The organism is Paenibacillus sp. FSL R7-0340, assembly GCF_038002205.1.
Taxonomy (GTDB): Bacteria; Bacillota; Bacilli; order Paenibacillales; family Paenibacillaceae; genus Paenibacillus; species Paenibacillus polymyxa_B.
The window spans coordinates 2,765,203-2,788,961 of record NZ_JBBOBY010000001.1 but is presented as its reverse complement, the minus strand read 5'-3'; the positions used below and the strand labels follow the sequence as shown (position 1 = coordinate 2,788,961).

Here is a 23,759-nt window from a genome sequence, read left to right as displayed (position 1 = left end):
TTTTGCTAATCCATGCATAGGATTTAAGGAACGTTATTATTTAATTTTTTAAAAATTAAAATTCTTTGAAACCCTTTTCCATGCCATTCGTATTACTAGTAAGCGGTTGTTTGACCTATAAAACAATTTACTAAGGGGGATTATATTTACATGAAAAAAACATTCACTTTGAAAAATATGATGATGCTGATGATGGCTTTTACCCTATTCATTGCTATGATCGCACCATCTACAGCTGACGCAAGGCGAGGCGGCGGGTTTAAATCCGGGCCTAAATCGTACCAATCTACACCAAGCAAGGCGAATGACAGCAATGGCATCAATAAGTCAGATAGCGGAACCAAGTCAGGGGCAACTGCTGGTAATACAAGCAGAACTGGTGGATTCCTTGGCGGTGGCGGCGGTTTCCTGAAAGGTATGATGCTGGGCGGATTGGCAGGTATGCTCTTCGGTGGATTGTTCGGCAACATGGGCGCATTGGGCAGCTTGCTTGGCCTTGCCGTTAACGTTCTCGCCATTTACGTCCTGATCATGGCCGGAGTAGGTATCTACCGTGCTATTAAAAATCGTCGCAGACCAGATGATTCCCGCGGAGGACGTTACTAAGCTATGATTTTGAGTATGGATGAGATTGTCAACGCTATTTGCTTGCATATGGCTGAACGCAAAGGTGTCCAGCCCACTGATGTGACAGTAGAATTAAGCTGGGAAGAGGATACAGGTTATTCAGCAGAAGTCCATGTACAGGGCCGCAGTCAATATCTGGTGGAAGCCAATATGATTGAAGCAATTCTGAGATACCTGCATTCCGAGTACAATATCCGTGCCTATCGCGAGCAGGTCAGACTGGATCTGGACGAAGAAATTACAGCCATTGTCCAGAACTAACTCTGCATTTCGCATAGATTAGTCGTGCTAAGCACGCTATACAACATCAGAACCGACCTTTGCTTGATGCAAGGGTCGGTTCTTTTTTTGACACCGTTTTTTGTTATAGCTTCTTCGAAATGTGGAAATATAGTGTGAAGTACGTAGCTCCAGTAAAGGCCCAGCCACATCCTTATTTATTGATCAGGCACTTAATGCGGTTGACACTTTAATTTAATTATTATATATTTCATTCAACGGACGGTTAATGAATATGAAAGAAGATGATGTATGTAGTGCATACTCCAAAAAACTCTCGACAGATCCAAGCTGCAGAAACACGTCGAAAAATTCTGCAACAAGCTAAAATACTGTTTTTTAGGGAAGGCTATCATAAAACTACAGTAAGAAGCATTCATAGAGCATTAAATATGGCAGATGGCATTTTGTATCATTATTTTCCTGGTGGGAAAAGAGAATTGCTGACTGTTCTTATTCAAGAAGGATTCGAAGAACAACTAGGAAAACTTAATTCATCTAATTCAGATTTAGAATCCCTTCCATTAAAGGAAGCATTGAAAAAGATATATGAATTGGGAAATGAATTGTTTACGGGGGACATAGAACTCATGCGTATTTTGTTCAGAGAAAGTGATGTGATGGAGCTTTCTGAAACCATTCACCTTTCAAATTTACTTCATGAGCGGCTCCAATGGTTCGCAGGTTTTTTGCAGAGAAGATATGAAAAAGGCGAAGTACGTAAAATGAACTTTGAAATCGCAGCTAGACAGTTCATGTCTATGAGTATACAGGATATTGTAAGCAAATTGATCAATATTGAATTATTAAGCGACCTTTCCAGAGATATTACCAGGGAACAAATTATTGATCATATGCTCGATTTATGGAACCCCTTGACATCATAATCGTGTCAAGGGGTTTAATAGGAAATTAAATTCAACAACCGGTTAATGAAATTTAAATTGCTGACGAAAGCTGAGGTTATTATAATGTCTGAAACGATTAAAATTCATGTACTGCACTGCGGCCAAGTTCAAACCGACATGGCTCTGCCATTTAACCAAAACACACTCAACCCTATTGCTTTTACAGGGATTTTCAGGTCAAAAAAATATCAGAATAAGCTGCCTGTTTCCGCTTATTTAATCGAACATCCTAAGGGCCTCGTATTAATTGATACCGGTTGGCACACCGATGTACGTAAAGATCAGCGCAAATACATGGGTAGAATTCATTACCAAATTAATAAAGCTATTCTTCCAGAAGGTCAGGCAATTGATGAACAACTTCAGAATTTGGGTGTGAAAATAAAGAATTTAGATTATGTCATTTTAAGCCATCTCGATATTGATCATGCGAGCGGTATTAAACTGGTAAGCAAAGCTAAGAATATTTTGACTAGTGACATTGAATGGGAAGCCGCGCCCAAAAGCAAACATCGCTACTTACAACATATGTGGGAAGGAGTCCCGATCAGGACCTTCTCTTTTAAACCATCAGAATATGGTCCACAACATCAGTCATTTGACTTATTTGGTGATGAATCTTTAATTTTTGTGCACACTCCTGGTCATTCCCATGGTTTGTCAGCTACTATTGTAAAAAATAACGGGAAATTTGTTCTCTTAACTAGCGATACAGGATATGCAAAAAAGTCTTGGGAGGAAATGATTCTTCAGGGTGTACTTGTTAATAAACAACAGGCCATTGAATCGTTGAAGTGGGTCAAACATATGAGTAATGAACCTAACTGTATAGAAGTGATCGCTAATCATGACCCAGACATTAAGCCGCATACGATTGTGTTATGATGAGTCATATCTTTGGGGGGCGTTAAGCAAAAGCCCATCCCGATGCCAATTGGAAATAAATCAACTTCCAAGCAATCGGTGATGGGCTCATTTGCATTAGTCAAATCGGTATACCACACTACAGTATTTTAGCTACCATTAGAAGTTTGAATTCATCTACCTTTGCGGCACCCTTTCGAGCAAGCCGCGACCGTACATTTCCCGAAACGGCTGCTCCTCCATATGGATATAGCCGATATAGCAGCCGCATTCTTTCATCCGACACGGGCGCTTGCCGCTCAGACCTTCCAAGCCATCCCTGTACAGATGCCCAATTACACGTCGATCCTGATAGCAATGCTTTACACGTCCATCGCCTTGAACATAAAATACATCCTCTCCGGCACGACATGCTCGCCCCTGACTGCTGTAATCCTGCAAATTCCATTGGAAATAGGGGTCGATTACAGCCAATTCGTCCATCTCGGCATCCGTATAATAATGGGGGCGATCCTTGTAGGCGTTGATCCACAAATAAACATCCTTTGGAAGTTGCGATCGTAAGGAACGAATAGCCGGAAATGCCTGTCTTAACCCGACGGTACCGACACTATAGGAAATACCAAGTTCATATAGCTTTATAGCCTGCGATATAAAAACTTGCTCTTTCGTCTCTCCAGGGTGATATGTAGCCCACAGCGCAGCAGTCTCCGGGTTCAGTTCTTGCGTCCAATCCAGCTTAGTCGATAGATTCGTCTGTACCGCCACTTTTTCCACATGCGCCATGTGGGAAAACTCAATCATGGTCTTGCGATACCAGGAATGAATTAAGGCTTCTCCATACGGATTAAAAAAAATAGAGAGACGATGCCCCAAAGCGCCCTGTTCCCGTACCCAATCAGCAAAACGTTCCAACTGGGCCCGATCCTTGTTCAACGTTTCCCGACTATCAACGTTTTTACTGAACGGGCAGTAAGGACAAGCATAGTTGCAAGAGGTCAACGAACCACGATAATATAAGGTCGCTCTCATGCGCCTACATATCCTTCCATGCGCTCACGTACTGACGTGGAGATCATCCAGTCCCCAATCGCATCGGAATAGGCCATTCCTTCCTCTGTAAGTCGCAGCGTACCCTCCTCGACGACAGCCATACCAGATTCCAGCAGCAACGACATTCCTGTAAAATCGTCCGACAGGGATACACCGAAGCGCTCTGCATAGGCCGATAGCTCCAAACCTTCACGATGAAGAAGCGCCTTTAAGATAAAGCGTCGCTTACTCTCATCCACATTTAAAATAAAGCCGTAGTCAGCCAGATCATGACGTTCCGCAGCAACATAATCTGCGATAATACTACGCGTAGCTGCTGCACTAACACCATAACGGCTAGCATAGTGGACATTGCGTGTATAGGAGCGTGCACCACACCCCAGACCGGCCATACCTTCCTCCTGACAACTGTAGGGCAAAAGCTCTTTGCTGGATATACCATCATTTTTAGCAAAACGGCGCATAGAATATTGTACATATCCTGCCTGTTTGAGCCGTTCACGCGCCACTTCATACAAAGTAAGGCGAATATCATGATCCAGCCCGGTATAGCCTGGCTTTAAAATCGTATTTTCTCGAATATATAACGGGTAAAGAAAAATCTCTCCTGGCGAGTAAGACAGTGCTTCCTCTAAAGAATACAGCCAGGTTTCCACCGTTTGACCAGGCAGGCCATAGATCAGATCCACGTTCAGCAAAGGAAAGTTGTATTCCACCAGCCGCTCAAGTGCTTCTCTAACAAGTTTTGGCTTCTGAGGTCGGTATATGGCGGCACTTTCTGATTCCACAAAGCTCTGAATTCCCATGCTGACACGATCTGTCCCGCGGCGCTTGAGCACCTCCAACCTATCCTCAGTCACAGTATCAGGAGAGGTTTCCACCGAAATAGAAGCTCGTTTAGGGTCCAGTCCCATTATATTTTCCGCAATGTCAAACAAACGCTCCACCAAAGGAGCCTCCAGTAAGGTCGGTGTACCGCCGCCGATCGCAAAACGCGAAAAAGGCCGACGGCCCATAATTGGTGCCCATTGCTTGGCTTGTCTTTCTAGCGCATCCACATACTCCTTATGTACATCCAGACGCTTGTCCGGCAAAGTGAAGAGATTACAAAATCCACAGCGAGCCGCGCAAAATGGAATATGCATATACAAAAAATTGCTTTCTAACTCCTCCTTCTCCCACAACTCCTGCAACGAGAGCGGTGTATCAAACGGGCGATAGGCCGTTTTATGTGGGTAAGAGTACAGATAGGAGCGATAGGGAGCTTCACGGATCGTGCGTGCCCATTCAACAGGAGTTTCAGGCCACTGAAACCTAGACGGTGTTAAGTTTGTATCTATCTCCTGGGCTGCCGCACCCGTTGGATGCGAGTGATTCAGATTCATGGCTTTCATTTCTGCTCCTTCCTCGCGCTGGATTGATTTCTTGATTTTTTACCAGTGCAATCTATATTTCTATTTGCTCTATAATATAAATTCGCGGTAAGGCACATTCCAGACTACCTCATGCGCCAGACGATGTCCTTCATAGCCGTCTTCCCCATAAGCTGTACCATGATCGGAAAAAACCATACAAAACGTTTTGCCCCGATTTCGTAAGGCATCAAACAAACGTCCAAGTTCACCATCCACATACCGCAAGGCTGCCCGTTGAGACTCCACTGAATCTTTAGCAGAGCCCTTCACAAAATAATGATTTGGCCCATGAATCGCTGATACATTCAGAAACAAAAACAAGCGCTGCGACGGGTCTGTATTCCCCAACAGTTTCAGAGCATGATTCACCTGATTCTCCGTCGAACGGGGGTTGGTAACGCCAAAGTTCATACGCCAGTAGCTTTCTTGAAAATATCCAGGCAGCACCTTGGCAAGCTTATTTTTCTTCGTGAAAAAAATAACGCCGCCGATACAGATGGTCCGATAACCTTCACCCTCTAGCCCGGACACAATATCCGGGGCATCGAACAGCCAGGTATGTGGATGCGTACGCAGTCCCGTATCCTTTGTGTGAAACAGTCGGATATGTGAAGTCTTATCCGTATTCGCCGGAGTCGGCAAAAATCCGCCAAAAAAAGCATGATGTGCAGCATAGGTAAAGCTCCCCGGTGTATGGCGCTTTTCCCACGACCCGGAGCCACACAAATTCGGACAGTTCTCTTCCTCCAGCTTTGCTACATCATAACGCAGGGTATCCAGCGTAATCATGACAATATCATGAGAGCCGACAATTTGGTTCATATCAGTCATATCTGTCTTTCCTTTCCCTAACCACGCTCCTATTAGCGAGGTGCTGCATTTCCCATTCATACGGATTCCAACCCTGATGTTCAACCCGGTACAGCAAATCACCGAACGGATTAACATCCAACACATAGGGACGACCCCCATGAGCCGGAACAAGCACATCCAGCCCAGCGACCATGGACGCCGGAAAAACACTCATAGCAGCTTTCGCAGTAAGCTGGACCGATTCCACCGTACTCTGTGGTAATCCGGCTTCCTTCAGCGAGAGCCGCTCATTACGCAAATGCAAATTGGTAATGGGACTGTGGCTCAAACGCAAAACCGCATGGCAAGCTTCTGATCCGCACACGAGTTGACGCACATCATAAACACGCCCGTTCAGGGTCGCTTTGGGAATCCAGCGCTCCACATGTACCCCTTCCAGGCATAGCCAGTTAAGGATAGCATGAATGTCCTGCTTATTCGTATAACGACGTAATCGTCCGGCATTATAATACACGCGCTGTCCGTGTATGATTTCCGTTCCAATCGTGGTCACCGCCAGTTCCGCGTGTGTATGGGGATGTACCTGATAGGCCATGACACCAGAAGCACCGGACCCACAAAATATTTTCACAAATACGCGGTGAAACCCGCTCTCCTTCATTGCCGTGTGCAGATCATCAACATCACGAAATGCACCACCTGAAGATGCAAGTACTGGCGGGACCCTTATGTCTGCCTTGCCTAAATCGGCGCTACAACGCCGTTTGTCGAACATCACGGCCACTTCCGCCGGATCATTCATCCAGTGTGACGAGGGCCAGAGCAGAGCCACTTCATCCCGCAGCCAGGCCAGCAGACGGCAATAGCCCCGGAACCATTGTGCCGGGTGCCAAATACGACCGTGCTGCTCCTGCAGACGTCGCGCTTCTGCCGCCGCTATACCTGTGCCTTGTGTCCATTCGGGCCATGGCAACAGAGAATCGTCTCCCTCAACATCCGAGGCGCCCAGAGCAATCAACTCACGCTCTACCTCAAAGTTTTCGCCCGGTGCATCCAGACGAAGCAGCGAACCACTGTCCATCTGCCCCGCCAGTAACTGATCAATGCTCTCTTGCACAAAAGAACTGCCATTCACGCTATCCTGCGTAGCTCGTGCAGCTATTCGCAACATCAGCTCGCTCAGACCTTGTTTCTGCCGAATAGCTTCCAGCACATTCTTATAGGAAACCTCCAGAGCGGGCGGAAGCTTTAATCTGCTTCGCGCCTCCTGCAGCCCGGTAGTTCGACGATTCCCCGGATTACCGAACAAGATAAACGGCTCGCTGACATTACAGTCTGACATCCTAACCATAGAGCCGCCTCACTTTAGATCATTTTAATTTTGAAAACAGTCCGTTTTAGAAATCCATTTAACAAATTACTCAGTCAGTGATGGATAGCGCCAATCATCTTCCTCATCCGCTTCTTGTTGATCTTCCACGTTCACAGATAGACCCGAGCTTTTCCAACGTTGCATCATTTCACTAGACATATAATGATAGCTCAAATCCAGATGCTTCAGCCCTTTTATACTTTCACTAGCCAGCAGCGCTTCTGCACCTTTATCAGACAACGTACCTTGTGAGAGATCCAGCACTTCCAGCTGTCCAATCACAGGGGCATTAGCTGCTGCAATTGCAATTTCATCCTGTATTTCACTATCTTTGAGTCCCAAGTATGTAAGTTTGGGAAAAGGATTGCTGTCCAAGAACGGCAAAATATCATTGAGGTTACCGTCAAAACCATAGTCCTCGACACCCAAATACAGTTCCAGCTTGCGTAGTTCAGGCAGTTCGGCATTACGTATTTGCTGAAGAACCCTCACAGGCAGGCCACCACAGATAATAACCAATTCCTGAAGATGGCTATGACGAAGCGGCTCCAAGCTCAGGTCCTGGCTTCCTTTGATATGAAAGGACTCCAATGCTGGAAACGCTTCTAACAACGGGGACAGATTCGTCTGGTTAATCCATGAAACCTCACACTCATCATATTCCATATCACCAATAAACAGTTTGCGTATCTTAGGGAATTGATCTTTGAGCTTCACTAACACTGGGATAAAATCCTCTGGTGAACTTTCATAGGCGCCGCCCCAATCTCCAATGATGAGATCAGTAATTTGCGCGCTCTCCGGCTTGGCTGCCAGTTCCTCAATAGATTTAGCCATCGTTTGGCCATTCTCATAAGCTTCATAATCCACTACCAATTTCACTTCCATCTTACAATTCCTCCGATCGCTTGTCTGAGATCTCGTAAACTATCTATTTCCAATTTAGTCTATCCTATTCTACCAATGTTCGTCAAAAATAGTCCCGCTTCGACATCAATCCTATGTAAAATGTGCTCAATGAAATAAAAACAAGACAGCCCGCTAAGCAGGCTGTCTTGCATATTCACAATAAACTTCTACTATTATATAGTACGTGAGTTTAGAGCCAAATTATTGGCTAATTGTAATCGGTGAGTTATCGGACAGCAATGCCAGATTATTCACGATCACATTCTCCTCATTGCTCAAACCACTGGTAACGAGTGTTTGGGAACCTGCCGTCTGAACAGTCTTCACTTCCTTACGTTTCGCATGGTCTCCGTTTACAACATATACATATTCTTTTCCTTGATCCTTTTGAACTGCCGCAGTAGGAACCACAATGCCTTCTTGTGCATTGGCAGCGACAAAGCTGATATCAGCCAACATACCGGATTTCAGTTTCGTGTCTGGATTCGCTACTGAGATTTTTACAGGATAGCCTTTTCCACTTGCATCCAACGGGCTTACATTTTTAACTGTACCTGTTGTTACAATGTTGGAAGCTGCAACACGAACCTGTACCTTGTCACCTGCTTTTACATTGTTGATCTGTTCCGCTGGAACATAGATCAAAGTATTGACTGTACTCAGATTAGCGATGACCAGTGCAGGAGACTGAGCGGATACCATTTCGCCCACTTCTGCATTTTTCGTACCCACAATACCATTGATCGGTGATGTAACAACGGTGTCATCCAATGCATCCTGAGCAATGTTCACATTCAGCTGAGCCTGCTTAAAAGATTGTTGGCTGGACTCGATAACCGCAGTATTTTGAGATACTTTGAGCTGATTTTGCGCATTACTGTAACCGCTATTGGCATTACTATAGCTATTTTTTGCTGAATCATAGCTGTTGCGAGCTGTAGTTAGGGCCTTCTGCGCAGCTACCAACTGATCTTGCGCATTAGCCTGAGCATTTTGTGCATTATTGTAAGCCGCTTCCGCATTCACAACTGCTGTTTTGGCTTGTTCTAATTGTGCTTGGGTACTCGCACCTGCATCAAATAGACTTTGTGTGCGTGTTACATTTTTCTGTGCATCTGCCAAAGCTTGCTGCGTTTGTTTCACCGTATTGGCTGCCGAGGAGACACCATGTGTTGCTTGTTCTACGGCTGTAGTGGCTTGATTAATAGCCCCCTGTGCCTGATTGATTGCGCTTTGGGATTGAATCACGCCGCTCTTGGACTGCACTAAGCCCGAGTTTGCTTGAACCATCGTAGATTCGTGGGATGCTTGAGCGGTGCTTACTCCGGCTGCTGCCGCAGCTGCTGCGGCGCGGGCTTTCGCAACATTATTCCGCATGTCCTTATCATCAAGCTTGAACAGTACTTGACCCTTTTTAACCTCGGTGCCAATATCCACAGGCAGTTCAACCACTTTGCCGCCCACTTTAGGCACGATGTTCACCGTCTCCGAAGGTGTTACGGTTCCTGTATAAATATTTCCCTGTCCGATAATTCCCTGCTGTGCTTGGCTGATTTTAACCGGAACGACCATATCCTGAGCCGCCCCGCTATTACTGGAGCAGCCTGCCAGCACTGCGCCGCCGAGCACTAAAGCCGCTAATGTACTTTCTACTCTCAATATTTTCATGATAATTCCCTTTCTTTCTGTCCGTGGAAATAATGTAAGCCATCCAGTCGTATTTTATAGTTCTTTGGTTATGCTTCCGGCTGTGTCTTTGCTTTCTTCCTCTGAATAAACAAAAAGATTAGTGGAATCGTGCAAAACAGCGGTATGGATGAAATGAGGAACGTATCCCCAATTCCTCTTGATGTAGCATCCAGTGTGATTAAACTACTTATGGATGACATCCATGAGCTGCCCAATGTCGCTTGTAGCGTATGAGCCGAGTCTGGTGTAATGGACTCCGAAATTTGCTGGGCATGAGCAGCCGAACGGCTTTGCATAATGGCGGTTAGCACCGCAATCGCCATAGATGCAGCCACAGTACGTACCAGATTGGACGCTGTAGACGCATTGGCTACCTTGCTCGGATGAACGGCATTCATGCCGACCGTGGACAATGGCATCATGCAAATACCAATTCCCAGACCCCGTAATGCCATTACGGTTTCCAACCAGGCATGCGAAGTATCTGGCGTAAGCTGGTGAAGATGATAGGTCATAAAGCTGGTTAGCGTCAGACCCACAAGTCCCAAAGGCACAATGCCGAACTTATCGAACAGCTTCCCGGCAATAGGCATCATAGCCGCCATGGCAATGGCCTGTGGAATGAGGATAATACCGGTATCAATCGGTGACACACGCTGGATATTTTGCAAAAACAACGGTGTTAGGAACGTTCCTCCGTACATCCCCATCATGACCAGACTGGAAGCAATGACACTAATCGTATATTTTGAATTCTTGAATAATGAGATTTCAATTACCGCATTATCCTTGCCGCTTTCTACATAGATCAGAAAAACAAGTGCCCAGAAAGCAACAAACAGCAAGGATACAATTCCAAAAGAAGTCCAGCCATCACGCTGTCCGTTTGTCAGTGCGTACAAAAGTGTTCCGGCACAAGTTGCGGCCAGCAAAAAGCCCGGTAGATCAAACGGCTTCGGCTCTACTTTAGGCGGTTCTTTGATTAGAAGAATAACCATTAAAATTGCAAATAAAGCAACTGGCACACTGACAATAAACAAGAACCGCCAGTTAAACCACTCAATTAAATATCCGCTGAGCGTAGGCCCTACAGCCGGCGCTGCCATTGCGGCGATCCCCCATATACCAAGGGACATACCGATTTGTTCACGCGGCATAATTTTGTAAATAATCGTCATACTCAGCGGCATAATAACACCACCGCCCAGACCAGCCAGCACCCGTGCTGCGATCAGGGAAGAATCACTCCATGCAAAAATACATATTCCCGTTCCCAGCGAAAACACGCTGAGCGCAAGAATCAAAAACTTTTTGTATCCGAGGCGCTGCTCCATATATCCGGTAATCGGTACAATTACACCAGATGCAAGCGTGTAACCTGTAATAACCCACTGAATACGTGTCGTCGTAGATCCTAAATCCGTCGTCAATCTAGGAATGGCGACATTGATCAGACTGTTGTTCAGAATGGCGACAAAGGCGCCTAAAACGATAGCGAAAAAGGCAAGCCAGCGTTCTTTGGAAGAATCTGTCGAAGGAGCAGCAGCAATATCATTGGCAGCCACATGGACCCCTCCTTTTTAAGGTGTATGAATTTTTACTTCCACGTTCGTTCCAGGGATAAGCTTCATATCCTTCGGCTTGTTCACAGCAATCTCTACAGGCACACGCTGAGTCACCTTGTTAAAGTTACCACTTGTGTTCACTGCAGGAACGAGTGAGAACACGGCGTTGGAGGCTTCGCCCACTTTACGAACTTTACCCTGAATCACCTGGTCACCTGCTGCATCAAGCGTAATATCAACAAGCTGTCCTGGTTTAATACGGTTAATATCGGTTTCTTCAATGTTCGTGGATACGTACAAGCTGTTCATATCCACCATAGTTGCAACAGCACTACCCGGCGATCCGATTTCATGCTCTTTCGAATAAATCTTAATAACGGTTCCGTTGATCGGCGCGCGCAGTACGGACTTGCTGATCATACTCGCATCCAGCCCCGATACATCCTGCTCGGCAATCGGTTCGTTACGCTGAACAACATCTCCTTCTTCCACATCAATGTGGCTAATTTCTCCGGAGATTTGCGGCATTACCTTATATTGATCGGCTTGAATGCGCGCATCGTCACTTTTAACAAAGTGTGTTGCCTGATACCAATAATAGTAGCCAATAGCTCCACCGCTCAGAATGAGCAGTACAATGAGGATTGGCAATACAGTTTTCTTACTCACTTCTTCCACCCCTGTTGTCCAAAAAATTTTATTATTCAACGCTAATATTTTAAAATTGAAATATTAGGCCATTAAACCAAATAGAGAACGTAAATAAACACATGGCAACATTCCATGCAAAAGACAGGACTAACTTTATGTACATAGGACAATCTGATCCATGATCCACAAACCGTCTTTTTATATTTAAATATTTTCATATAACTATTGTACATTGAAATATTATAGATATATTTATCTATTCAGGCAACATAAATTTTCAGTTTTTTCATAATTTTTTTTCATAAAAAAGAGCCTTGTTTCCAAGGCTCTTTCACGAAAAGGGATAGTTTACAATTAAAGGGTTACACAGTAACGTTATGAGAAAGGCGTAGGTACAGCTGACCGTTGTTTGCAGTTTTTCGCCCCCTGCCCTTCCTTCGTGTTCCTATTCATTCTATTCCCTTGAGAAGCTTGCTTTTCCATGCAACCCCCGCAACGGCAGCGTTCTGTTGTCCCATGTACATACTCTTTGGAATCCCGTAATAGCAGCACGTAATCCAGAGATTGCTGTAAAGAAGAAGGTCCCGGAATGAAACGGACCTTCTTGCCTTCTAGCAGACAATATACCTCAATAAGCTGAGGAAGAGCTCCAAATGCATAATAACAAAATACATTTGTCATATGTTGGAACGTACTAATAACGTTAGGGTTATAGTCAACGATGTACTTTTGAATGAGCAGGGAATCTGCTTCTGCTGATAGTTGCCAAGCAGCCTGAACAATAAGCGAAATATTGACCTCTAACTCAGGCACAGACGTACAAAATTGTTCATACAGCATTACAGGTACCAGCAAGTCATTATTTAAGCCACAAATTTTTGACAACTCACCTGACACTTTATTTTTGACATCCCAATAATGGAACAAAGATTCAAAGCTGTCTGACTGCTTGGGCCACCATTTCTCCAGCACATACTGGACAGGGACTTCCCGCCGCACTTCTACTTCCATTCCAAAGTATTCGTTCAGCGCATGCCCTATTGCATATTGAACCCGTTGCCGCCAATTCCAACCCTCACGCCCTCTTTTCCTCTGTGATTGACGAATTGGCTGTGGAGTTCTCCACATCTCCTCAAGCTGATAGTCGTGCAGAAGAGGAAAGGCGCTTAAGCCATCGCTATTGCGCATACCTATCCCTCACTCTCTTCTCAGGACACCCCAATACCCGCCTGTGCAAATTGTCTTCCGTAAGCTCGGCAATTCTCCTTATCATCATCCAATGGATTAAATTCAATCTTCAGACTCTCCTGAATGACCGATGCGCCGCGTTCTTTGACTTTTTCCTCTACCAAGTCCACTGCGCCACAGAATTGCGTATAAGATGTATCTCCACTGCCAAATACTGCGGTCTTTTTACCAGACAAATCAAGCTCGTCTAGTTCCTCGTAAAAATCCAAAAATTCATCAGGAAGCTCACCATCTCCCCATGTATATACACCCAGTAGGAACCCGTCATATGCGAGCAGTTCTTGCGCGCTGCAATCATACGAAGCCTTCAACTCCGCCTCGTGCCCTGCCTGACGGACGCCCTCGGCGATCAATTCCGCGATTTCCTCTGTATTACCTGTCAAACTGGCATAAGCAATCATGATTTTACCCAAGTTCATCCCTCACCTTTATTTGAAATATGGGATGCTTTCACTCCCTGTTACTCAAATAATATTTGATAATGATTCTCATTGTCAAATGTTAATTTCAAAAACTAGGTTTAATCTTATGGAAATATACGCAAAACAGCCGCATTACATGCGGCTATTGGCAGATAAACTCTATGGATAAACAAATTATTAGTTACAACATAGGTCATTACCTTATAATGCGCTCCGCCAACATGAATCCACGCTTCGGCAGAAGCTTCGAACGAAGGCTTCGTCTACCACAAAACGCTGGCTACAGGTAGTTTAGGCAGTTTGTGTTTAATTAAGTGGAACTTCAGCTGTGTTGATAAAAAAATATTATGTACGTACAATACAATCCGTTTTTCATTATTATGATAAAAAACGGATGGTTGTACGTACAAGTGGGATTGATTTCATTTTAATATGGAAGCGCTATAATTACAAGTACATCCTAGAAAAAATATTTTGGACCATTTGACTACTTACTTATTTATGTAATCATTCGATTGTTGCTGAGGTTTGTTGTACAATAGACTCCATATGGGGATTTCTGTGCAGCTTGCTGCCTGAATCCTGAATTGACTGCTGAAGGATGGATTGTACATGTATGTAGCACAAGAATGGAAAGACTATGAAGTAATGGATACAGGCGGTGGTGAAAAACTGGAACGTTGGGGTGATATTGTCCTGCGTCGTCCCGATCCGCAAATCATATGGCCTTTGGCCCAGGAAACAGCCGAATGGCGTAATGTTCATGGACATTACCACCGTAGTTCCTCCGGTGGTGGCAACTGGGATATGAAAAAACCTATCCCCGAGCGCTGGACAATTAGCTATGGACCGCTTAAATTCCACATTAAACCGACCAGCTTCAAGCATACCGGTCTTTTTCCAGAGCAAGCAGCGAACTGGAGCTGGATGATGGATAAAATCAAAGGCGCAGGCAGACCAATTTCCGTACTGAACCTGTTTGCATACACGGGAGGAGCCACGACTGCTGCTGCGTATGCTGGAGCTAGTGTAGTTCACGTGGATGCCGCCAAAGGCATGGTGCAGTGGGCAAAGGAAAACGTTCAATTGTCCGGTCTGGCTGACCGTCCGGTACGCTTCATTACGGACGACGTATTCAAGTTCGTGCAACGAGAACAACGTCGGGGCAACCGTTATGATGCCATTATTATGGACCCTCCTTCTTACGGACGCGGACCAAACGGAGAAACTTGGAAGCTTGAAGAAAGCTTATACCCGTTTCTCGAATCCTGCATGAGCATTATTTCAGATCAACCGCTGTTCATGCTGATTAACTCTTATACTACAGGTATTTCGCCTACTGTATTGCGCAACATGCTGAGCATGACCATGCAACAAAAGTACGGCGGCCAAATTAGCGCTGGTGAAATTGGATTGCCGATCACACGCTCGGGATTGAATTTGCCTTGTGGTATTCTCGGACGCTGGGAGGCTTAAATTCCTCTTATGACTCAAAATGAACTTACCCGGCATGAGCATGCACAGCCGAATATTCCTGTCCTCTATGAGGACAATCATGTTTTGGCGGTTGTAAAGCCTGTCAATGTTCCAACGCAAGAGGATGCCAGTGGTGATCCTGATCTGTTGTCTTTACTCAAGGAAGATCTAAAAATTAGACACAATAAGCCTGGTAACGTTTTTTTGGGTTTAGTTCACAGACTGGATCGGCCTGTAGGTGGAGCCATGATTTTTGCTAAGACGTCCAAAGCTGCTTCTCGCCTGTCTGAGTCGGTTCGAAGTCGTCATTTTCACAAACTGTATACAGCAGTTCTGAATGGCGTTCCTACGGCCCCACAGGGCCGTCTAACCCATTATCTGCTAAAGGATAGCCGTACCAACACGGTTCAAGCGGTTCGGCCTGGCACGGCTGGTGCGAAGGAAGCCATTTTGGAGTACCGCATGATCGGACAAGCAGATGGACTCAGTCTCGTGCAGATTAAGTTGCACACCGGACGCTCACACCAAATTCGTGTGCAAATGCAGGCGATCGGCTGTCCCCTCTACGGTGACCAAAAATATGGCGGTAATCTGAGCCGGCCCGGTCAACAGCTCGCGCTCTGGTCCTTACTCGCTGGAGCACCGCATCCGGTTAGCAAGGACGATATGAGATTTCACTCGTTACCTCCAGTCCAATTTCCATGGAATGAATGGCCCCGGTCGCTTTATGAGAACATGATTACGTCTGAAATTTGAACCGGAAAGCCCTGCCCTATCTGGATATCAACATCTTCAACCCCATTTGCACAAAGAACCTGCAACGCATGTAAACAAACATGCATTGCAGGTTCTTTTTTTTGCAGAAAATTAAATTAATGCGTCATCCCATCCTTTTATGACGAGGAAGCCACGGACTGCCCCTTCTTGCTGTTTACCAGCTGTTGACGGGGATGGGCGTTTTGTGCATTCGTATTTTTGATGAAAAACGCTAAAATCAGAGCGGCCACACTCAACACTGTTGCAATGATAAAAGCCGAGTTAATCCCATAAATTGTAGCTTGGTTGCCTGCAGCCAGCATCCCCGCTTTATCTGTCACGGTCAGTCCCTCAGATGTAACAATCGATGTCAAACGGTTGCTGCTCTGTGTTGACATCACTGTCACCAGAATTGCCGTCCCAATCGAGCCAGAAATCATACGCAGCGTGTTACTCATCGCCGTACCATGTGCATTCAATCGTTGCGGAAGCTGATTCAACCCGGCTGTTTGGATCGGCATCATCAGCAACGACATCCCGAACATCCGCACCGTATAATTAATTAACAGTGTCATATAGGTGGTTGTTTCGGTCAACCGTGTAAATTCCCAAGTCGTTATAGCCATGATCAGCAAGCCAATTACAGACAACCAGCGTGCTCCGATTCGGTCAAAAATAGCCCCCGTTACAGGAGACATGAGCCCCATCAGAATCGCTCCCGGTAACATTAGCATACCGGACTGGAGCGGTGTAAACCCCCGAATATTTTGCAAATAAATCGGAAGCAATATCATACCGGCGTACAAAGCCATCGTCACAATCACGTTAATGATTGTCGTCAAGCTGTACACATCGTATTTAAAGATACGGAACTCCAGCATAGGCTCATCTGCCTTCAGTTGGCGAACAATAAACAAAATAAGCGCAATAGTCCCAACGATAAGCGTAGACAGGACCGGAATACTTCCCCAACCCGATGTTCCTGCATCACTAAAGCCGTATAATATTCCACCGAAACCGAGCGTAGACAAAATGATGCCGGGAATGTCCAGCTTTGGCTTGGACTGCTCCGTTACATTTTTCAGAAAAATAAATCCGATCACAATCGAAATCACTGAAATCGGCAGGATGATCCAGAACAAAACCCGCCAGTCATAATGCTGTACTATATAACCGGATAAGGTTGGCCCAATGGCTGGAGCAAAACCCATCGCAATCCCCAAGGTTCCCATCGCCCGGCCACGACGCTCTATTGGGTAGATGTTCAAGATAACCACCATCATTAAGGGCATCATGATACCTGCTCCCGCGGCCTGAATAAGCCGACCGATCAGCAATATGCTGAAGCTTGGAGCTACAGCACATAACAGCGTGCCTATTGAAAAAATAGTCATCGCGCTAATAAACAATTTACGAGTGGAGAAACGGGCAATCAAGAACGCGGTCACCGGGATCAATACCCCATTCACGAGCATAAAGCCCGTACTAAGCCACTGAGCTATATTGGCATCTATATTCAAATCACTCATCATTTTCGGTAAAGCCACACTGATCAACGTCTGATTTAATATCGCTACAATCGCGCCAATCAACAGAGCGGCCACAATGGGTGCTCTGCGTACATTACCTGGTAGTGTCATTTGAGGACTGCTCAAGTTGATTCATTCCCTTCGGTGTTAATTTCATGATCATTTGTTTATGGATATCCAGGACCATCTCTAGCTGCTCCTTCGGGATGTCCAGAATGGGCAAGACGCGCTCCATCCACATGGCGTCTACTTTTTGCATGATATCTTTTCCTTCTGGCGTAAGCGTCAGCACTAAGGATCTACGGTCATGCTCATGCCGTCCGCGAGCAATATATCCCGCCTTGGTCAAGCGGTCAACTACCCCACTCATAGAGCTGCTTCCCACATGCGCTATGTCTGCCAGCTCGGATAATCCGATGTTGGGGCGTTTATTCAGAATTGCCAAAGCCATATGCTGAATGGCCGTCAGATCCAAATGCTGCTCCTCATTCCAGAAGGAATAAAATATCGTTTTGTTAACCTCCCTTACCGATTGAATAATCCGGTACACCTCAAGTCTGTCTTCCTCTCTATCACTCACTGGAACCATCCTTCTTTCTAATATCCAATTGACAATCCATATTCATATACATATACATATACATATACATATACATATACTAGAAACTATTTGCATACGAAATGTTATTTATTCATAACTATTATTTTATCATCTCTTATGTAAATGTCAACATTCACCCAAATATCACCTATACTTCAACACAAAAAAGCGCGGTATGAATACCACGATAGGTATTTACATCCGCGCACTCCTACTTACCTTAAAATGATAATCTGCTGCGTACAGCTACTTTTCATGTAGCCGCCATTCTAGTTATTCTGCTCGCTCTATTGGTTCCTTTACTCCCTCAGCCTCACTTGTCATTACTGAAGTTTTCGCCTTCGTTGTAATTTTCCCCAACAAATAAACCAGCAAATTTTGATTGTGCTGAGAAATTCGGTTTAGTGCAGAACCCAGAAAATCATCCCGGATTCGCAATCCACGCTCTACTTCTTCTCTCCCTTGATCCGAGATAACAATCCATACAATTCTACGGTCCTTTACGTCTCTGAAACGGGTGACCAGTCGATTCCGCTCCATCCGATCCAGCAGCATCGTAACCGCGGCTGGTGTGGTGGCGAGATATGGGATTAGTTGAGACGGTTTCATACGGCCGTATTCGTTCAAAACCTCCAGCACCGTAAGTTGAGCTTCCGTTAGTGATGGAGCCAGCTGCTGCTCCATATGAACCTTATAATCCTTAGCCATTCTGGACCAGATTTTCGCAAATTCGGTCGTTTGCATTTTGCCTCACTCCTTTAAATAACAGGGTCAGTAAAAGCATCAAAGTTACCGTATGGGCCACCGTCCGGATTGTATTTCATCACATTAAATTTTCGCCATTCAGCCCCGGTTTCCTGCCGTTTTTGGAGCACGAAATGAAAAGGGGAAGGAAGTCTCACTTCGGTTTTGAAGGCTGGTCAGGGTTCGACAGCATGACGGCAAAAAGGTCCTCATTCGTGCCGGAATGGCACGAGAGGACCTCTCTTTTTCGAGCTAAAAAGCGCTTGACTTTCCTATTATTCTATGGACTGAGAAGCTTGCGGCTCACTACGCAGCAGCACATTCACAATTTCGTCCTTCTTCTCCACTGGAGCTAGCAGCTTGCCTGTATCCTTTCGGTCGGTCAAAGGGGCCTTTTCCGAAAGGAAGGACATCGTTTGTCCTTCTGCTGTGATTGCAAATAATTGAACAGCTTCACGGCAATAGAAGGCAGCCACGATTCGAGTTCCATTCGAACGTACTCGTTTGCCTTCCTTGAACTCAAAGGTGGTGATACCTTTGCCGCCTCTTCCCTGTGTAGGATAATCCAGCAGAAGCGTACGCTTACCATAACCGGACTCGGTCAGCACCAACACTTCTCCTTCATCCTCTTCTACCCACAACGCCGCGATAATTTCATCGCCTTCGGCTAGCTGTATACCTTTGACACCAGCCGAGACGCGCCCCATCGCATTAACCTCTTGCTCCTTGAAGCGTATACTCATACCCGCGCGGGTAATCAGCATAATATCCTGGGTACCCTCGCTTAACGTTACCGATAACACCTCATCGTCCCCTGCTACTTTGCAGGCGGCTACGGCACTGGAACGTTTTGTAGCATATTCTTTTAATTCTGTACGCTTTACTTGGCCCTTCTTTGTTACAAATACCAGGCTTTTTCCTATTTCCTCGATGTTTTTGAGCGGAATAACACTTACGATACGATCTTCCTTCGATAACGGAATAACGTTGACAATTGGTGTGCCCGGCTCTTTCCACTTATACTCTGGCACCTGATGTACAGGCAATAAAAAGTATTGTCCACGCTGGGTGAAGACGAGCAATATGTCCAGCGTATTCACATCAAGCAATTGGGTAACGTAATCCCCTTCTTTAACACCAGAACTTGAACGTTCCCCGCCTGAACGAGTGAATGACAACATACTTGTGCGTTTCACATAGCCATCTTTCGAGAGTGTCAGCAGCACATCCTCTGCTCCCACCATGACTTCCAGGTTCACCTTAATCTCTTCTACCTCGCCCTGGATATCTGAACGACGGTCAATGCCGTACTTTTCGCGAATTTCCAACAGTTCCTTGCGAATCAGGCTGATCAGCTTGCGATCACTTTCCAGAATAGAACGATATTGCGCGATTTTTTTCTGGATGTCCCCCAGTTCTTTTTCAAGCGTGGTGATTTCCAGATTGGTGAGACGGTACAACTGCAAAGTCAAAATAGAATCTGCCTGACGTTCGCTAAAACCAAACATCCATTGCAAATTATTTTGCGCGTCCTGGCGATTTTTGGAAGCTTTAATGGCTGCAATGACCTCATCCAGAATGTTCAGCGCCTTGACCAAACCTTCCAGCACATGGGCACGATCCTCTGCCTTTTCCAGTTCATACTGGATACGGTGAGTGACAACTTCGCGTTGATGGGCGATATACGCTTCCAAAATGGACTTTAGCCCAAGCTGATGTGGCGCTTTGTTCACAATAGCTACCATGTTGAAGTTATATGCCACCTGTAGGTCGGTTTTTTTCAGCAAATAAGCTAAAATCCCTTCCGCATCGGCTTCCTTCTTCAGCTCCACAACAATGCGCAAACCATTTCGTCCGCTTTCGTCACGAACCTCGGCAATCCCTTCCACCTTTTTCTCCAGACGGATATTCTCCATGGCGGTTACGAGCCTTGATTTGACGATCTGGTATGGGATTTCGGTAATGACTAGCTGCTGCTTACCTCCGCGCAAGGACTGAATTTCCGTTTTGGAACGAATATAAATACGTCCTTTTCCCGTACGGTAAGCGTCCTTGATGCCTTCGCCACCCATAATGAGTCCGCCAGTCGGGAAATCAGGACCTTTGATAAAGGTCATAATCTCTTCCAGCTCAATCTCTGGCTTTTCCATCACCGCAATGCTGGCATCAATAACTTCGCGTAAACTATGTGTAGGGATCTCTGTCGCAAATCCCGCCGAGATCCCACTGGAACCGTTCACCAACAAATTTGGATAACGAGACGGCAACACAACGGGCTCTTTGGCCGAGTTATCAAAATTGTCCTTGAACAAAACCGTACGCTTTTCAATATCGCGCAGCATTTCCATTGCGATCGGAGACAAGCGAGCCTCCGTATAACGCATAGCTGCCGCCGGATCATCATCCTGGGAGCCCCAGTTACCGTGACCGTCCACCAGCACGTGACTCATTTTCCAAGGCTGCGCCATCCGTACCATGCCGTCGTATATCGACGAGTCACCGTGGGGGTGGTAATTACCCATAACGTCCCCAACGGTTTTGGCCGATTTACGATATGCTTTATCCGGCGTATTGCCCGAATCGTACATTGCATAAAGAATACGACGTTGTACGGGTTTTAATCCGTCCCGTACGTCGGGTATCGCCCGATCCTGAATAATATATTTGGAATATCGGCCAAAGCGGTCACCGACCACTTCCTCCAGAAAAGCTGGCAAAAACTGCTCCGATAAGCTCATGTATACACCTCTTTTGATAGCACTACTCTACGTATTCCGTAAAATCTACGTTTTCCACGATCCAGCGCTTGCGCGGATCCACCTTATCACCCATCAAAGTGGACACCCTGCGTTCAGCCTTGGCTGCATCCTCTATCTGAACGCGTAGCAAGGTGCGTGAATCGGGATTCATCGTTGTTTCCCATAACTGATCAGGGTTCATTTCCCCAAGTCCTTTATAGCGCTGAAGCTCAAAATTTCGTCCAAATTCTTTTAAATAATTATCAAGCTGCTCGTCAGTCCAAGCATAACGCACCGTTTCGAGCTTACCCGACTTTCGAGTTATTTTATACAATGGCGGTTGAGCAATAAATATGCGTCCTGCATCAATAAGCTCTTTCATGTACCGATAAAAGAACGTCAACAACAGCACTTGAATGTGCGCACCATCTGTATCTGCATCGGTCATAATGATGATTTTGGAATAATTGCTGTCTTCCAGCGAAAACTCTGTTCCTACTCCCGCACCAATAGCTGCTGTAATAGCACGGTACTCATCATTCTTCATAATATCCGCCAGTTTGGATTTTTCCGGATTCATCGGCTTGCCCTTTAGCGGCAATATGGCCTGAATTTTGGAATCCCGTCCCTGCTTGGCTGATCCTCCAGCCGAATCGCCTTCCACAATAAACAACTCATTACGTGTAAAATCCTTGGACTGCGCAGGCGACAATTTACCATTCAAATTGGAACTTTCACTGCGTTTTTTGCCGGAACGCATTTCATCCCGAGCTTTACGTGCAGCTTCACGCGCTCTGGATGCTTGAACTGCCTTCTTGATCAAAGTTTGTGCTATCTGCGGATTTTCTTCCAAAAAACGCTGCATCTGCTCAGATACGATGGCATCCACTGTACTCCGTGCCGAAGCGCTTCCCAGCTGATCCTTTGTCTGGCCGACAAATTCAACCTCAGCCATCTTGACACTGATTACAGCCATCATGCCCTCACGTAGATCGTTGCCCTCCAAGTTTTTATCCTTTTCTTTCAACATCACCGTTTTCCGGGCATAGTCGTTCATGACACGAGTGTAAGCGGTTTTGAATCCCGTTTCATGCGTACCTCCTCCACGTGTCGGAATGGAGTTAACGAACGAAGCAATCGTCTCTGTATAACCAGCATTGTACTGGATGGCAATCTCTACTTCAATGTCTTCTTTCTCGGCATTAAAGTGAATAACGTCATGCAGCACATCCTTGCCCTCATTCAGAAAAGCAACAAACTGACTTGCGCCACCCTCATAAAAATACTCATCTGACTTTCCGCTGCGTTCGTCTTTAAGTTGAATACGAAGGCCCGAATTTAGAAAAGCAATTTCCTGAAGGCGCTCAGCCAACGTATCGTAGTTAAAATGAATGCCTGCCTGAAAAACACGAATATCCGGTTTAAATGTAATTTTCGAGCCCGTCTTGTTAGTATTGCCCAGCACTTCAAGGCCTGTGGTCGGTTCCCCGACATGCTCCACGCCCTTCTTGTCCTGCCAATATTCAAACCGCTGACGGTGAATCTTGCCGTCCCGGTAAATTTCTACTTCAAGCCATTCCGAAAGAGCGTTCGTTACAGACGCACCTACACCGTGCAGACCCCCGGATTTTTTATATCCCGAACCGCCAAACTTACCTCCGGCGTGCAAAATGGTGAATACAACCTGAGGCGTAGGAATTCCCGTTTTGTGCATTCCCGTAGGAATACCGCGCCCGTTGTCTGATACTGTAACGGAACCGTCCTTATGCATTGTAATATCAATGCGAGAGCAAAACTTGGCGAGATGTTCATCCACCGCGTTGTCTACAATTTCCCATACCAAATGATGCAGCCCCGAAGAACTGGTGCTCCCGATGTACATGCCCGGCCGTTTGCGAACTGCCACAAGCCCTTCGAGCACTTGAATGTCGTCCGCGCCATATTCCGAAGCTCCGCTTTGTGTGCCGGACACTCCCGCAGACAAGTCGATTTTGTCGACCATTCATGCTCCCCCTTTGTCTAATCGTAACCGTGTTTTGCCTTATTCTTGATGATTTTCACCAAAAATGCAAACAGATGTTTTCTTTTACCTTGTCCATT

Annotated in this window: 21 protein-coding genes and 1 pseudogene; 6 read left to right on the top strand and 16 right to left on the bottom strand. The window is 45.8% G+C overall.

The window, feature by feature from the left end; all coding sequences use genetic code 11:
- Positions 1-150 precede the first annotated feature (150 nt).
- The 4 genes from MKX59_RS12365 (at position 151) to MKX59_RS12350 (ending at position 2,699) form a co-directional block, all read left to right on the top strand.
- Positions 151-606: a hypothetical protein gene (locus MKX59_RS12365; protein ID WP_023989057.1), complete on the top strand. Its 456-nt coding sequence runs from the start codon at positions 151-153 to the stop codon at positions 604-606.
- A 3-nt stretch (positions 607-609) separates the two neighbouring features.
- The gene (locus MKX59_RS12360) at positions 610-888 is read left to right on the top strand and encodes a YxcD family protein (RefSeq protein ID WP_044647775.1); all 279 of its coding nucleotides are present in this window, start codon (positions 610-612) and stop codon (positions 886-888) included.
- 263 nt (positions 889-1,151) lie between these two features.
- Positions 1,152-1,793, top strand: coding sequence for a TetR/AcrR family transcriptional regulator (locus MKX59_RS12355; RefSeq protein WP_143758223.1), 642 nt, complete (start codon positions 1,152-1,154; stop codon positions 1,791-1,793).
- Positions 1,794-1,877: 84 nt separating this feature from the next.
- Entirely contained in the window at positions 1,878-2,699 is an 822-nt protein-coding gene (locus MKX59_RS12350; protein WP_044647803.1) for an N-acyl homoserine lactonase family protein, read from the top strand.
- A gap of 156 nt (positions 2,700-2,855) precedes the next feature.
- Here MKX59_RS12350 and MKX59_RS12345 read toward each other — a convergent pair whose 3' ends face one another.
- The 11 genes and pseudogenes from MKX59_RS12345 to MKX59_RS12295 form a co-directional block, all read right to left on the bottom strand.
- On the bottom strand, positions 2,856-3,710 hold the full coding sequence (locus MKX59_RS12345; RefSeq protein ID WP_340858442.1) for an STM4011 family radical SAM protein: 855 nt from the start codon (positions 3,708-3,710) through the stop codon (positions 2,856-2,858).
- Positions 3,707-5,125, bottom strand: coding sequence for an STM4012 family radical SAM protein (locus tag MKX59_RS12340; RefSeq protein WP_028540700.1), 1,419 nt, complete (start codon positions 5,123-5,125; stop codon positions 3,707-3,709). The genes MKX59_RS12345 and MKX59_RS12340 overlap by 4 nt, the downstream gene beginning before the upstream one ends.
- A 69-nt stretch (positions 5,126-5,194) precedes the next feature.
- Positions 5,195-5,977, bottom strand: coding sequence for an STM4013/SEN3800 family hydrolase (locus MKX59_RS12335; protein ID WP_023989060.1), 783 nt, complete (start codon positions 5,975-5,977; stop codon positions 5,195-5,197).
- Entirely contained in the window at positions 5,970-7,310 is a 1,341-nt protein-coding gene (locus tag MKX59_RS12330) for an STM4014 family protein (protein WP_340858441.1), read from the bottom strand. Before MKX59_RS12330 ends, MKX59_RS12335 begins: the two co-directional genes overlap by 8 nt.
- 66 nt (positions 7,311-7,376) lie before the next feature.
- Positions 7,377-8,219: an STM4015 family protein gene (locus MKX59_RS12325; protein WP_340858440.1), complete on the bottom strand. Its 843-nt coding sequence runs from the start codon at positions 8,217-8,219 to the stop codon at positions 7,377-7,379.
- 222 nt (positions 8,220-8,441) lie between these two features.
- On the bottom strand, positions 8,442-9,908 hold the full coding sequence (locus MKX59_RS12320; protein ID WP_023989063.1) for an efflux RND transporter periplasmic adaptor subunit: 1,467 nt from the start codon (positions 9,906-9,908) through the stop codon (positions 8,442-8,444).
- Between the two features lie 68 nt (positions 9,909-9,976).
- Positions 9,977-11,494 carry a DHA2 family efflux MFS transporter permease subunit gene (locus tag MKX59_RS12315; protein ID WP_023989064.1) on the bottom strand — a complete coding sequence of 506 codons (1,518 nt, stop codon included), beginning with the start codon at positions 11,492-11,494 and terminating at the stop codon, positions 9,977-9,979.
- A gap of 15 nt (positions 11,495-11,509) precedes the next feature.
- Complete coding sequence (locus tag MKX59_RS12310) at positions 11,510-12,163, bottom strand: HlyD family secretion protein (RefSeq protein ID WP_023989065.1); 654 nt, start codon at positions 12,161-12,163, stop codon at positions 11,510-11,512.
- Positions 12,164-12,520: 357 nt separating this feature from the next.
- The gene (locus MKX59_RS12305; RefSeq protein WP_053325630.1) at positions 12,521-13,333 is read right to left on the bottom strand and encodes a hypothetical protein; all 813 of its coding nucleotides are present in this window, start codon (positions 13,331-13,333) and stop codon (positions 12,521-12,523) included.
- Between the two features lie 20 nt (positions 13,334-13,353).
- The gene (locus MKX59_RS12300) at positions 13,354-13,812 is read right to left on the bottom strand and encodes a flavodoxin (RefSeq protein WP_034095047.1); all 459 of its coding nucleotides are present in this window, start codon (positions 13,810-13,812) and stop codon (positions 13,354-13,356) included.
- 107 nt (positions 13,813-13,919) lie between these two features.
- Positions 13,920-14,063 (bottom strand): annotated as a pseudogene (locus tag MKX59_RS12295) (hypothetical protein); the annotation flags it as partial.
- A gap of 364 nt (positions 14,064-14,427) precedes the next feature.
- Here MKX59_RS12295 and MKX59_RS12290 point away from each other — a divergent pair.
- Together MKX59_RS12290 and MKX59_RS12285 are read left to right on the top strand one after the other, a co-directional pair.
- On the top strand, positions 14,428-15,291 hold the full coding sequence (locus MKX59_RS12290; protein WP_028540694.1) for a class I SAM-dependent methyltransferase: 864 nt from the start codon (positions 14,428-14,430) through the stop codon (positions 15,289-15,291).
- A gap of 9 nt (positions 15,292-15,300) precedes the next feature.
- Entirely contained in the window at positions 15,301-16,047 is a 747-nt protein-coding gene (locus MKX59_RS12285; protein ID WP_023989069.1) for an RluA family pseudouridine synthase, read from the top strand.
- A 137-nt stretch (positions 16,048-16,184) separates the two neighbouring features.
- Here MKX59_RS12285 and MKX59_RS12280 read toward each other — a convergent pair whose 3' ends face one another.
- The 5 genes from MKX59_RS12280 to parE form a co-directional block, all read right to left on the bottom strand.
- Positions 16,185-17,687, bottom strand: a complete 1,503-nt coding sequence (locus tag MKX59_RS12280; RefSeq protein WP_028540693.1) for a DHA2 family efflux MFS transporter permease subunit — start codon at positions 17,685-17,687, stop codon at positions 16,185-16,187.
- The gene (locus MKX59_RS12275; RefSeq protein ID WP_023989070.1) at positions 17,671-18,156 is read right to left on the bottom strand and encodes a MarR family winged helix-turn-helix transcriptional regulator; all 486 of its coding nucleotides are present in this window, start codon (positions 18,154-18,156) and stop codon (positions 17,671-17,673) included. The genes MKX59_RS12280 and MKX59_RS12275 overlap by 17 nt, the downstream gene beginning before the upstream one ends.
- A 294-nt stretch (positions 18,157-18,450) precedes the next feature.
- Entirely contained in the window at positions 18,451-18,921 is a 471-nt protein-coding gene (locus MKX59_RS12270; RefSeq protein WP_013310615.1) for a MarR family winged helix-turn-helix transcriptional regulator, read from the bottom strand.
- Between the two features lie 275 nt (positions 18,922-19,196).
- Positions 19,197-21,659 carry a DNA gyrase subunit A gene (gyrA, locus tag MKX59_RS12265; RefSeq protein ID WP_023989071.1) on the bottom strand — a complete coding sequence of 821 codons (2,463 nt, stop codon included), beginning with the start codon at positions 21,657-21,659 and terminating at the stop codon, positions 19,197-19,199.
- A gap of 22 nt (positions 21,660-21,681) precedes the next feature.
- The gene (parE, locus tag MKX59_RS12260; protein ID WP_028540692.1) at positions 21,682-23,661 is read right to left on the bottom strand and encodes a DNA topoisomerase IV subunit B; all 1,980 of its coding nucleotides are present in this window, start codon (positions 23,659-23,661) and stop codon (positions 21,682-21,684) included.
- Between the last annotated feature and the right edge of the window lie 98 nt (positions 23,662-23,759).